This window comes from Microbacter margulisiae, from assembly GCF_014192515.1.
GTDB classification, from domain to species: Bacteria; Bacteroidota; Bacteroidia; order Bacteroidales; family Paludibacteraceae; genus Microbacter; species Microbacter margulisiae.
The window spans coordinates 337,213-349,557 of sequence record NZ_JACHYB010000002.1; the positions used below are offsets into that span (position 1 = coordinate 337,213).

A 12,345-nucleotide genomic window follows, 5' to 3' on the forward strand; every position below is an offset into this window, starting at 1 on the left:
ATAGATGGAGCCTTTCAGCCTAAATCACAGTATCAATAAACGACTGTTATCTGGAAGTATATAAAATTATCAGGTTTCAAGTCAATAAACACGTTGAGAATGAAGGTACTTATTGTTTGCAGCAAAACAAATGGGAAAATAGCTCCTTTTATAACCGAACAGGTCGAGAGCTTACAGCCTTTCAACCTTTCTTTTGATTACTTTTTTATCGAAAACAAAGGAATCAAAGGCTATTTACAGGCATTTTTTGCACTGAAGCAAACTATCAAAAAAGGGGAGCCAACACTCATTCATGCACATTATGGCTTGTCCGGTTTGTTAGCGAATTTACAACGGCGGATACCAGTAGTGACTACATACCACGGAAGCGACATCAACAACCCCAAAGTGAAATGCTTTTCCAAAATTGCAATTCGTCTTTCCCAATACAACATTTTTGTATCAGAACAATTGGCGTTAAAGATCAGGTATAGAAGTTGTTTTTTAGTAATTCCATGCGGAGTTAATCTTTCGCTATTTTATCCCGTTGAAAAACAACTGGCAAGACAGGCATTAGGATGGGATACCAGAGCAAAATATATTCTTTTTGCCGGCAATCCTGAAGACAAGGTCAAAAATTTTACCTTAGCGCAGCAAGCTACAGAAACATTGGAGAATGTGTATCTAATACCGTTGGTTAATTATCGCCGCGAAGAAGTAAATTTGTTAATGAACGCTGCCGATGTTGCCCTTATGACATCAATAACAGAAGGCTCCCCCCAATTTATTAAAGAAGCCATGGCATGCAACTGTCCCATTGTTTCAACTGACGTGGGAGACGTGAACAATCTCATTTCAACAACTGATGGTTGCTTCATTACATCTTTCGATAAAGAGGCTGTCGTTCATAGCATTAAAGCAGCACTAGACTTTTCATCTACTGGAAAGCGGACGGACGGACGCCTAAAAATTCAGGGCCAAGGAATAGATTTGGCAACTGTTGCTTCCCGAATCAATGCCATATATCAACTTTTTGCCCAATGAATCATCCCAATTCTTCTTATATCATACGAACTTCTATACATGATATTGATCGTGATCAATGGACAATGTTCGTAAACACTCATCCGCAAGGCAATTTTTTTCATACACCTGATTATGTAGATCTATATCAGGATATAAAAGGCTACAAATCATACGTAGTTTCGGCATATAACAGCAATTTACAAATGGTCGGCATATTGGTAGCGATCCGCCAAACGGTTTATAATGGCCTGTTGGGATATCTTACTTCACGCGCCATTGTTGTCGGGGGACCACTTATAGACGCCCAACATCCAGATGTCGCAGAATTGTTATTAAAAAGCTATTGCAAAAAAATAAGACATCGCGCCGTTTATACGCAGTTTCGGAACCAATTTGACATGTCTCCATTTCAACAGGCGTTCCAACAGGTTAGTGCACGTTTTGAAGAGCATCTAAATATTCTCATTGATTTAACCAACTCAGAAGAAACGCTTTGGAAGGAGGTTTATCCGCAACGGCGTAACAAAATCAGGCAAGCCCTGAAACAGCAAGTCGAAGTCAGAGAATTAAAAACGGATCAGGAAAGAGAGGAATCTTGGAAAATACTGCGAGCAGTATATGAACGGGAAAAGCTTCCTTTGGCAAAAAAAACAGTATTCGAAAAAGCTTTTAAAATACTGGTTCCTAAAGGAATGCTAAAAATTTATGGCGCTTTTTACCAGCAGCAACTCATTGGCACCCGTTACCTGTTTGCTTATAAAACGCAGATTTTCGACTGGTATGCAGGAAGTTATCAAAAATTTTATTCTGTACGCCCAAATGACCTCCTTCCCTGGGAAATTTTTCTGCGATGCAAGGACGAAGGCTTTACAACGTTTGATTTTGGTGGCGCTGGCAATCCCAATATACCGTATGGCGTTCGTGATTACAAAATTCGCTATGGTGGCACGCTAGTCAATTTCGGACGCTATGAAATTGCTCATAATAACGCTATATTTGCACTCATGCAAAACGCTTTCCGATTCTGGCAAAAATTACGATAAACACCTGACTAGGAGTATGAACATTTTGATTGATATTTGCCACCCCAGCCACGTTCATTTATTCAAGCATTCCATTCGCCTCCTTCAACAGGATGGACACAACGTGATTGTCACCGTTAAAGATATCCCTGTTGCCAAACAGCTTTTAGAGCAGGAACATATTGACTACCTTTCTTTAGAAGGAACAAAACGCGACTCATTACTTGGCAAAGGGTTAATACAATTAAAATACAATTACTTACTAACGAGAATAGCCAGAAGGTATCATATTGACATTGGTATTGGTTCGTCTGTCACAGTGGCCCAAATAGCCAAGTTGAATGGATTTCCATCCCTTTTCTTTGATGATGATGATGACTTTGTAGAGCCTTTAACCGTACGCTTTGCCCATTCTTTTGCGTCCGTCATCCTTTCACCAAAACCATTGGAAGCCCACAGAAAAAAACGGCCAGCCATTTTTTATCAGGGCAGCCATGAGTTGGCATATTTACATCCCAACCGTTTTCGACCGGATCCTTCAGTAATGCAATCCATCGGATTACAGGTGGATGAACCTTTCTTCGTTATGCGTTTCAATGCATTTAAAGCGCATCATGACGGGAATGTACAGGGCCTTACGCTGGAACAAAAATTGGATTTGATCAATATTCTTGCTCCCCACGGCAAAGTTCTGATTACAACCGAACGAAATATTGAACCGGAACTTGCCCCATATCAGATGAAAATATCACCTGACAAGGTACATCATCTGCTTTATTATGCAACCCTTTTTGTAGGCGACAGTCAAACTATGACTTCTGAAGCTGCTATTTTAGGAACGCCGGCCTTCAGATGTAATTCATTAGTAGGACAATTAGCTGTTATTGAAGAATTGGAAAATCGCTATAATCTCGCCTATGGATTTACCACTGATCATTTTACACAAATGACAGAGACTATTCGTCAGTTGCTAGATAATTCCAATCTAAAAAAGGAATGGCACACAAAAAGAGAGTATTATCTTACTGATAAAATAGATGTTACTGCTTTTCTGGTATGGTTTATAGAGCACTATCCCAAAAGCAAACAAATTGTTTTAGACGATCCTTCATTTCCACTATCTTTTCGTTAAACTACTTTTGTCGCCATGGACTTTACTTACAAGAAATACCAGGAGCTGCTGATCTCTTTGAAAGAAAAGGAATATGATTTTCGCACTTTTGAATCATTCTGTCAAGGGAATAACCCAAATCGCTTTGTGATATTACGTCATGATGTGGATGCACGGCCACAGCATTCTTTGCAGGTTGCCAAAATTGAATATTCATTGGAGATTCCGGCAAGCTATTATTTTCGTATTGTACCTAAGAGTAATCATCCGGAAATTATTAAACAAATTGTTGCTCTGGGACATGAAATCGGGTATCATTATGAAGATCTGACTCTCGCCAAGGGAGATTCCGTACAAGCTATTGATCTGTTCAAAGAACATTTAGAATATTTTCGTCAGTTTTATCCGGTAACCACCATTTGTATGCATGGTAGTCCTATGTCAAGTTACGACAACCGTGAAATTTGGAATTCATACAATTATAAAGAATGGAATCTCATTGGCGAGCCTTATTTTGACATTGATTTTCAAGAAGTTGCATACATAACAGATACCGGACGAAAATGGAATGATCTACAAAGTAACCGAAGAGACAAAGTGGCTACCTCTCGTCACTTCCAATATAGAACGACAAATGACTTAATAGAAGCACTTCTAAAAGGTTATTTGCCTGAAAAAATAATGATTACAACACATCCGCAACGTTGGACAGACAATGGAATAAAATGGACTCAGGAACTTGTACTTCAGTCTATCAAAAACCAGATAAAAAAACGCATGATCAGATAAAATTCAGATTATTGCATAACAAAAATTTTTTAGTTTCGTTTTTGGAGAATAAAAAGTAAATTCGCATCCTTTTTCTCTAAAAATAATACCCGTTATGAACTACATAGATTATCTTGGTTATGCGGCTTCTACAGCCATTGTGATTTCTTTTATTCTTAAAAACGTAAACAGCATCCGAATCATTAATAGTATTGGCTGTTTGTTATTTGTGACTTATGGTATTTTATTACCAAGCATCCCCGTGATTATTGCAAACGGAGCGGTTATTATTATCAATATGTATCATCTTTTTCAACATCATAAATCATGAATACCTTATCCTTGATTTTAGCTCAGGCCAAAACAGCAAAGCATAGTCTGAATAGGCTAGACGATGGAACAATCCGTCAGGTTTTAGTGTCAGTTGCTATTGAAACTGTCAAGCAAACCAACGCTCTTTTGGATGCCAACCAAAAGGATTTAAACAAGATGGATAAAAGCGATCCCAAATATGATCGGTTAAAACTCACTGAAGCACGCATAAAAGCTATTGCTCAGGACATGCAAAATGTTGCTGAGCTACCTTCCCCTGTCAATGAAGTTCTTTTAGAGCGAAAGCTATCTAATGGACTAATATTGAAAAAAATAAGTGTCCCATTTGGCATCATTGGAATTATTTATGAAGCAAGACCAAATGTCAGCTTTGACGTATTCTCATTATGCTTGAAATCAGGCAACGTGTGTCTTTTAAAAGGTGGTTCAGACGCTCAATACTCGAACACAGCTATAGTAACATTAATACAAACCGTTTTAGAAACCTTTAATATTGATCCTCATGTTATTAGTCTGTTGTCGCCGGAAAGAGAAAGCACTCTTGAGTTGCTTCACGCAGTAGGAAAAGTAGATTTGATTATTCCGCGGGGCAGTCAGGGATTAATTGAATTTGTTCGCGATAATGCCCGCGTACCCATTATTGAGACGGGAGCAGGTATTTGTCATACCTATTTCGACGAATATGGAGATGTTACAAAAGGAGCCTCAATCATCAACAATGCAAAAACTCGTCGTGTAAGTGTATGCAACGCATTGGACTGTGCTATCATTCACCGTAGCCGTTTAGCAGATCTTCCAAGACTTGTGTCAGCATTAGCATTATCCAACGTAATTATTTATGCGGATGAGCCAGCATTTGAGGTGTTACAGGCAAATTACCCTGAGCATTTACTACAAAAAGCTACAGAGGCTTCTTATGGAACCGAATTTTTAGATTACAAAATAGCTATAAAGACAGTCGGTTCTATTGATGAAGCACTTTTGCATATAGATCATTATAGTTCCAAGCACAGTGAAGCTATTATTAGTGAAAACGAAGAACGGATTGCTTTATTTCAACAACAGGTAGATGCAGCCTGCGTATATGCCAATAGTTCAACAGCATTTACAGATGGTGCACAATTCGGAATGGGAGCTGAAATAGGAATCAGTACGCAAAAACTGCATGCCCGTGGACCTATGGCGTTACAGGAAATGACAACCTACAAATGGCTGATTTCAGGTAACGGCCAAACCCGACCGAAGTAAGCTGCTCTCCAATATATACAAAAACATCGCTTTGTCTGATGATGAAACAAAGCGATGCTTTTTATTCTCAATCAAGCTTCTTTGATCATCTCAACCTATTCAGAGAACGAATTAAAGCTTCGTCTTTATTAATCGCTCTGATAGCCAAGAACGTAAGAATCATATTAATAATCTGGAAAATAAATGCATAATGATATATCCAATGAGAAGAGGTTGCAAGTTGTTGATCGGCAAACCATAAGGTAATAATTACAATAACATAGTAAGCATCCATTAACAAGAAGTTGATATACGACAAAACCAGTTGTAATCTTCTACGTTTAAACAAAAAGATAGTTCCCAAAGCAATAACTGGAATTAAAATGTTTACTAAAGACAAGGCCCATGTTGACGAATGTAAAGCATCAATCGGAGGAGTTGCTACAAAACCTCGACACGACAAATCAAATACGTTAGCCGGCGTTACAATAGTGGCAATAGGCAAAAAAAACGTTACTGCTGACAATATTGCGACTAACAACAAATAAACTGTTTGAATACGTTGAATCATATTTATTGTGGATTTTCAAATTATTTCTTCTTCTTTTTCCAGTGCTGATCTCTAACATGATAGATTCTTTCGATAATTTCAGTCACTTTCATACCTTCAAGTAAATTAGTTGTAATAGAACCACTTCCTGAAAGTTTTTCTATCACATTTTGGATAATATAATGATGATTTTGGGCCGAACCTTTATACAAGCCATAATCATTAGGTGGATTAGACGCAGGCAATTCAGGCATTACATAATCTTTTACATGACAATAAGTTACTTCGTTCATATATTGACCAGCAACCCGAACAGTTCCTTGTGAACCTATGATAGTAATGCTGCTTTCATAATTTTTATCCCAAATAGCCGTTGAGTAGTTCAAAACGCCCATGCCACCTTTGACAAAATCAAAAGTTACCACACCACTATCTTCAAAATCAGTCAACTGACTATGATTGAAATCTTTGAAATTGCCATGAATATTGGTTATATCTCCAAAAAGCCAATACATGATATCAATAAAATGAGAAAATTGAGTAAACAACGTACCTCCGTCTAGTTTTTCATCACCGTGCCAATTGCCAGCTTTGTAATAATTTTCATCTCTATTCCAGTAACAATTAATTTGCACCATAAATATTTCACCAAGACTCTTCTTGAATACAAGATCCTTTAACCATACTGCAGGTGGTGAATATCGATTTTGCATCACACAAAATACGTCTCTCGACATTGACAATGAAGTATATAAAATACGTTCAGCATCAGAACGCGTTAAAGCAATAGGCTTTTCAAGAACAACGTGATATCCGTTTTCCAAAGCTTGAATAGCATATTCTGCATGATACACGTTTGGCGTACAAATATTAACCACATCAATATCCAAATGAGCATCAAATAATTCCTCAATAGAAGAAAAAAAACGTTCCTGCAAATTACCCAATCCTAACTGATCCTTGGATAAAATATCACAGACAGCGATTAATTCTGCATCTGGATTAAGACGAATCATTTCAGCATGTCGTTTCCCGATATGCCCCAGACCCACTACGGCAAATTTTATTTTACAGCTCATTTTGAAATAATTAATTTAGTAACATATTGATCTTGTAATTGATACTTATCACCGGTAGCAGAACAGGCAGCAAAACCCTGTTCATCAAAATGCAATCTTATGCCATAAGCACTGATCCAACCGATTTGACGTGCAGGATTTCCTACAACCAATGCATAAGGTTTCACGTCTTTTGTTACGACAGCTCCGGCTCCGATCATGGCATATTCTCCTATATGAATTCCGCACACAATTGTTGCATTAGCTCCTATCGATGCACCCCGGTGGACATATGTTGTTTTAAACTCATTTTTACGATTAACAGTACTTCGTGGATTCAAGACATTGGTAAAAACCATCGACGGGCCTAAAAAAACATCATTTTCACAAATTACACCCGAATAGATTGATACATTGTTTTGTACCTTTACATTGTCCCCTAATATCACATCTGGTGAAATTACCACATTCTGACCAATATTGCAATTGTCTCCAATTGTACATTGTGCCATTATATGTGTAAAATGCCAGATTTTAGTACCATTGCCAATCGTACAAGGCAAATCAATCACAACTGTTTCATGTGCAAAATAGGACATTGAATAATGCTTTATTGTAAAACTAACTTAAGTGAATTGATGATATACTGTAACTGTTCCTCATCTAATTCGGTATGCATAGGCAAAGAAAGTACCTGTTGCGACAATTGTTCTGCCACCGGAAAATCCCCTGACTTATATCCCAGATAAGCATAAGCCTTTTGCAAATGAATTGGAATAGGATAATACACCATTGTTGGCACATTTTTCTGAGCCATTGCGATTTGCACTGCATTGCGATCAATATGATGTAATTTTAAAGTATATTGATGGAAAGCATGCGTTGACTTCAATTGATGAACAGGCGGAGAGGCCCTTTCACAACCAGCTAATGCCTGATCATAAAACTGGGCAGCCTGCTGCCGTGCCAAAATGTATAGATCAAGATATTTTAATTTCACATCTAGTACAGCAGCTTGTAAACTATCCAAACGAGAGTTAACACCAACTCTGTCATGATGATATCGAACCTCCATCCCATGATTTGCAATTGAACGGATCGTATCAGCTAATGCATCGTCATTCGTAAAAAGAGCACCTCCATCACCAAAACATCCCAGATTTTTAGAAGGGAAAAACGATGTACAACCTACGGTTCCCATACAACCCGTTGAACAACTTAGTCCATTAGTGAATGTATAAATTGAGCCCATTGACTGACATGCATCTTCCACTAAAAACAATTGAAATTCGTCTGCAATATTTTTCAAAGCCTCCATATCTGCATGCTGACCAAATAAATGTACGGGTAAAATTGCTTTTGTTTTTTTTGTTATTGCCTTACGCACAGCCTCTGGCGACATGCAAAAAGTCTCAGAATCAACATCTACCAAAACAGGTGTCAATCCCAATAAAGCAATAACTTCAACTGTTGCAATAAATGTAAAAGTTGGTGTAATCACCTCATCCCCTTTTTGAAGGCCAAGAGCCATAAGTGCAATTTGTAATGCATCAGTTCCATTTCCAACTGGAATAACATGCTTCACATGCAAATATTTTTCTAAATTGCGCTGAAATATGGTAACTTTTTCGCCTCTGATGAATGTTGCTGAATCAAGTACCTGTTGCATTTGTACATTGATTTCATCGTGTATCTTATCGTATTGACTCTTTAAGTCAACCATTTGTATTGGACGCATGTTTTTGTACATCAAAATGAAGTTATATTCCAACTTTCAGTCCAAAGGTAATAGTTAATTTTTTACCTTGCAAGAACAACGGAGTGTACATATCCAAATACCCTTGTGCATTAGTGCGATATTCACCAGGACCTATCGGATCAGTTGGTGTATAACCTGTTATATTACTATAATCAGCTTCAAAAGTCAGAAGTACATTATTTGCTATTTCGTAATTAGCACTCAATGAAAGAGTTTTGTTTTGCCAGACTTTATCTTTCATAAAAGGCTGAGACAAAATATCATCTGCTAACGCATGAACATAATCATATTCATTACCATGTACAGCATCCGTATATGATCCCTGTAAAAGCAATCCACAAATAGGTTTATATTGCGCTGCTAAATAAATTTCCTGTGCATTGTCCCACAAATAACTTCCTAAAGTATATCCTCCTGATGTAAAATCGAGGCTTGGAATAAAATGTTTGTATGTCAGTGCATAGTTACGGGTAAATTCGCCAATAAAAGAAAAATCGCTAAACGGATAATCACTTAATTCACCTCCGATTTTCCATGAAATCGGATTTTTTTGCGGATTTGAAGGGCTTAATCTGGCAACAGAAAATTCATCAATGTACGTAGATAAGAAAAGATGTAAATGACGAATATTACGAGAGCTAAAATTAAAGAACATCTGCGAATTCTGATTTTCAGAACCCATTGTCAATGAATGATCCATTGATTTATAAAAAGCCAATGGAATTAAGTATGCCGGTTGTATAGAACGCTCAGAATAAATGATTGAATTACCAAAAGAAAGATAAAGTTCCCGCGTTGGACGGAAAGTAATCATATTAGCAGCAATAAATTTATTTTTATAGCGATATTCTTTCTGTCCTGTGTTATACATGTAATAATCAGTCGAATCCAACACATCAGAAGTAAGCCAACCATGAAAATAGTTTAACTCGAACCAAGGTACCGGCTTTATATTGAAAGCAATAAAAGGGAATGAAGGAGAATTCCCTGATAAAATATTCGATCCATGGTAATTGTCTCCCCATTCGATATAATCTTTTGCCAAGCCAACATTTCCCCATCCCCACGAATAATATATTCCGCCACGCATTTCGCTATAATCAGCTCCTGCATTAATGCCTCCATTATGCAACTTGTATGCTGCACCTGGGAAAAGCGTTAAATAAGAAGGAATCCGCATTAACGTGTCACGGCCTGTATAAGGGCTTGTCTGTTTCGCAAATAATTGTTCTCCTTTCGACAACAATTGTCCAATCTGCGAATTATCACGTAAGCTGGCATATACAGTCAGATGTTTCCCAAATGTTCCCTGAAAATCAGCCCCGATGGTACGCGTACTTACAGAAGCGCTATTATTATGTATCCACTCGTCACCAATGATCGGTGTTATACGGATACGCATGGAGTCAGTACGATAAAATACTCCGGGAGGCCATAAGGAAACATCCGTTTTGGAATTTTCAACAATATCCCAATTTTGGGGTAACGTATCTCGCTCTAACGCGTAATCATTAAGATAAAAAATCACTTCTTTACGCTGACGCTTAGTTAATTGCGATGATTTTCGCTCTATTTCTTCTAATTTTTGAGCAATAAAATGCCTGCTGTAAGGCTTAACTGCTGTATTAATCGAAATTACGCCATTGTTTGCCATTTCATCTAAGAAGTCATAGACCGTTGTATAACGAATATCTTCCGGAATATATTGACTAAAAAGAGGTAAAGTCACAGCAAAGAACAAGAACAAGAACAAATGTCTTTTCATAAAATAATTTTTATCATGAAAGAATAATCAAAGCTTTAGACATAAAGGCTACCGACTTCTTGCCTGCCCAAAAATAATACGATAAATGATTTTAAAAAAATAACGCACGTCAGTAATAAAGGTACCATGTTTTTCACACGCATCCAAATAACGCTTCTCTGAAGCCTGAATCTCATTTAATGTTTTTGGCATGTCTGCATAGTATGGGGGTAGTAATCCAGGACGATGACGCAGCCGCTGCGTTTGTATATCAGAAGAATAAAGGTTGAAATAATGCTCGCTCAACGGACGAACTCCAACCAACTTCAAATCTCTCTTCAAAAAATTTGCCATCATGGGAAGCTCATCTAACCAATAGCGACGCAAAAAACGTCCTAATGTAGTAATTCGAATGTCTGTATTAAACTTTCCACTTTCATGCAATTGATGATGTTTATAAATGTAATCCTGTAAATATTCCGAATATGGATGCATCGTACGTAATTTGTATACGGTAATGATTTTTCCATCCTTCCCTAAACGCTTTAGTTTTATAATAGAACTATAATTCAGCACTTCATCTCGTTGAGGCACTTTATTCTTGTGCGCAACTACATAAGTAAGTCCTTTTATTTTTCGCTGACTAATAACCTCAAATCCAGAATAATACAATCGGCCAAAAACTTCGGCCTTTGACAGAACACGATTAGTTCCATTCGTAATCCAAAAATAAAATTCCCGAGTCAGGTTTAATTTTGGGCCTATCCTTCTCAAAAGAAAATCAAACCCATAATGTAAATAGTTGTCCAGCGAAGGATGTCCTCCTAAAATTCTCCGTTTCCGCTGACTTTTTGTTTCAAAACAAGCAATAAAAATACCACCAACCGGCAATTTATCATTTACTGCAGCAAAAAAAGCATTTATTTCACGAATTTCATTTATGACCTTAAAATCCACTATAGAAGAATAACGGCCTCCATATATTTTCTCAATATTAAAACGGGAAGCTGTTTCAATATAAAGAGTTGAAGAAACAAATGGACAGATATTTATCCGAAGAAAATCCAGTAATCGAGTCCCCCCTGCTTTTCTAATCAATATTTCCAATGTCTCTATAGATTCAGCATTTAAAGGATGTGATGGGTATTCATTAATTGCGGGAGTGTTGGTATTTGGTAAAACAACAGACACCTCCACCAACTGAGCTTCTCCAAAAGCATAAATCAAAGAAATCAGAATTAATTCGCATCCCAAACAACTACAAGAAAGCACCAATAAAAAACTAACCGAATAGTGCAAGTCAAGAAACAACAACACTAATCCAATTCCAACGGTTGACGCAAAAAAATCAGACTTAAAACATTGATCCACAAATGTTCCAATAGATCGTTTCCGGAAAGAAAGATATTTTTTAAAAGAGACTCCCAGTAATATCCAGATAATCTGGTATATTAAAAATGGCCAAATATATTTCTTTATAGGGTTCGAATTTGCAAAAGGGAATACGCCAATAACAAAAAAGAAAACGATAAAATTGACTCCAAAATTAACCAGAATATAAATAGTCTGAGGATTATTAAAGCCAGCTCTCTCCTTGTTTAATTTTTTTATTTTCATATTGAAAATAATTTACATATTACCAACAAGATATGTACAATAATATATATTTTATTCTTTCACAACTAGCATTATCAAAACCGAAAGGTACATTTTACTAATAAAAAACAATCATATCTAAATCCTCCTATTGACTTACAGAAAGAATAAA

12 protein-coding genes are annotated in these 12,345 nt (G+C 37.0%); 6 read left to right on the forward strand and 6 right to left on the reverse strand.

Annotated elements, in window-relative coordinates:
- Positions 1-99 precede the first annotated feature (99 nt).
- The 6 genes from FHX64_RS10560 (at position 100) to FHX64_RS10585 (ending at position 5,487) form a co-directional block, all read left to right on the forward strand.
- Entirely contained in the window at positions 100-1,023 is a 924-nt protein-coding gene (locus FHX64_RS10560) for a glycosyltransferase (RefSeq protein ID WP_183413817.1), read from the forward strand.
- The gene (locus FHX64_RS10565) at positions 1,020-2,048 is read left to right on the forward strand and encodes a lipid II:glycine glycyltransferase FemX (RefSeq protein ID WP_183413818.1); all 1,029 of its coding nucleotides are present in this window, start codon (positions 1,020-1,022) and stop codon (positions 2,046-2,048) included. The genes FHX64_RS10560 and FHX64_RS10565 overlap by 4 nt, the downstream gene beginning before the upstream one ends.
- 16 nt (positions 2,049-2,064) lie before the next feature.
- A complete protein-coding gene (locus FHX64_RS10570) occupies positions 2,065-3,159 on the forward strand; it encodes a DUF354 domain-containing protein (RefSeq protein WP_183413819.1) in 1,095 nt (364 codons plus the stop codon).
- Between the two features lie 15 nt (positions 3,160-3,174).
- On the forward strand, positions 3,175-3,927 hold the full coding sequence (locus FHX64_RS10575) for a hypothetical protein (protein ID WP_183413820.1): 753 nt from the start codon (positions 3,175-3,177) through the stop codon (positions 3,925-3,927).
- A 94-nt stretch (positions 3,928-4,021) separates the two neighbouring features.
- A complete protein-coding gene (locus FHX64_RS10580; RefSeq protein ID WP_183413821.1) occupies positions 4,022-4,237 on the forward strand; it encodes a YgjV family protein in 216 nt (71 codons plus the stop codon).
- Positions 4,234-5,487, forward strand: a complete 1,254-nt coding sequence (locus FHX64_RS10585; protein WP_183413822.1) for a glutamate-5-semialdehyde dehydrogenase — start codon at positions 4,234-4,236, stop codon at positions 5,485-5,487. Before FHX64_RS10580 ends, FHX64_RS10585 begins: the two co-directional genes overlap by 4 nt.
- A gap of 85 nt (positions 5,488-5,572) precedes the next feature.
- Here the strand turns inward: FHX64_RS10585 and FHX64_RS10590 are convergent, their stop codons facing one another.
- From FHX64_RS10590 to FHX64_RS10615, 6 genes are read right to left on the reverse strand one after another with little or no spacing between them, the layout of a single operon-like run.
- Positions 5,573-6,037, reverse strand: coding sequence for a DUF4293 domain-containing protein (locus tag FHX64_RS10590; RefSeq protein ID WP_183413823.1), 465 nt, complete (start codon positions 6,035-6,037; stop codon positions 5,573-5,575).
- A 20-nt stretch (positions 6,038-6,057) separates the two neighbouring features.
- The gene (locus tag FHX64_RS10595) at positions 6,058-7,095 is read right to left on the reverse strand and encodes a Gfo/Idh/MocA family protein (protein WP_183413824.1); all 1,038 of its coding nucleotides are present in this window, start codon (positions 7,093-7,095) and stop codon (positions 6,058-6,060) included.
- Positions 7,092-7,673: an acyltransferase gene (locus FHX64_RS10600; RefSeq protein ID WP_183413825.1), complete on the reverse strand. Its 582-nt coding sequence runs from the start codon at positions 7,671-7,673 to the stop codon at positions 7,092-7,094. Before FHX64_RS10600 ends, FHX64_RS10595 begins: the two co-directional genes overlap by 4 nt.
- A gap of 11 nt (positions 7,674-7,684) precedes the next feature.
- Positions 7,685-8,812, reverse strand: coding sequence for a DegT/DnrJ/EryC1/StrS family aminotransferase (locus tag FHX64_RS10605; protein ID WP_183413826.1), 1,128 nt, complete (start codon positions 8,810-8,812; stop codon positions 7,685-7,687).
- 22 nt (positions 8,813-8,834) lie between these two features.
- Positions 8,835-10,598 (reverse strand): hypothetical protein, encoded by a 1,764-nt coding sequence (locus FHX64_RS10610; RefSeq protein WP_183413827.1) that lies wholly within the window; start codon positions 10,596-10,598, stop codon positions 8,835-8,837.
- A gap of 48 nt (positions 10,599-10,646) precedes the next feature.
- Positions 10,647-12,194 carry a sugar transferase gene (locus FHX64_RS10615; RefSeq protein ID WP_183413828.1) on the reverse strand — a complete coding sequence of 516 codons (1,548 nt, stop codon included), beginning with the start codon at positions 12,192-12,194 and terminating at the stop codon, positions 10,647-10,649.
- Positions 12,195-12,345 lie beyond the last annotated feature (151 nt).

What these genes read in the sequence shown, in the direction of transcription:
- FHX64_RS10590 (WP_183413823.1), bottom strand. Translation starts at nt 6,037, where the DNA reads ATGATTCAACGTATTCAAACAGTTTATTTGTTGTTAGTCGCAATATTG.
- FHX64_RS10560 (WP_183413817.1), top strand. Translation starts at nt 100, where the DNA reads ATGAAGGTACTTATTGTTTGCAGCAAAACAAATGGGAAAATAGCTCCT.
- FHX64_RS10610 (WP_183413827.1), bottom strand. Translation starts at nt 10,598, where the DNA reads ATGAAAAGACATTTGTTCTTGTTCTTGTTCTTTGCTGTGACTTTACCT.
- FHX64_RS10585 (WP_183413822.1), top strand. Translation starts at nt 4,234, where the DNA reads ATGAATACCTTATCCTTGATTTTAGCTCAGGCCAAAACAGCAAAGCAT.
- FHX64_RS10605 (WP_183413826.1), bottom strand. Translation starts at nt 8,812, where the DNA reads ATGCGTCCAATACAAATGGTTGACTTAAAGAGTCAATACGATAAGATA.
- FHX64_RS10580 (WP_183413821.1), top strand. Translation starts at nt 4,022, where the DNA reads ATGAACTACATAGATTATCTTGGTTATGCGGCTTCTACAGCCATTGTG.
- FHX64_RS10570 (WP_183413819.1), top strand. Translation starts at nt 2,065, where the DNA reads ATGAACATTTTGATTGATATTTGCCACCCCAGCCACGTTCATTTATTC.
- FHX64_RS10600 (WP_183413825.1), bottom strand. Translation starts at nt 7,673, where the DNA reads ATGTCCTATTTTGCACATGAAACAGTTGTGATTGATTTGCCTTGTACG.
- FHX64_RS10615 (WP_183413828.1), bottom strand. Translation starts at nt 12,194, where the DNA reads ATGAAAATAAAAAAATTAAACAAGGAGAGAGCTGGCTTTAATAATCCT.
- FHX64_RS10565 (WP_183413818.1), top strand. Translation starts at nt 1,020, where the DNA reads ATGAATCATCCCAATTCTTCTTATATCATACGAACTTCTATACATGAT.
- FHX64_RS10575 (WP_183413820.1), top strand. Translation starts at nt 3,175, where the DNA reads ATGGACTTTACTTACAAGAAATACCAGGAGCTGCTGATCTCTTTGAAA.
- FHX64_RS10595 (WP_183413824.1), bottom strand. Translation starts at nt 7,095, where the DNA reads ATGAGCTGTAAAATAAAATTTGCCGTAGTGGGTCTGGGGCATATCGGG.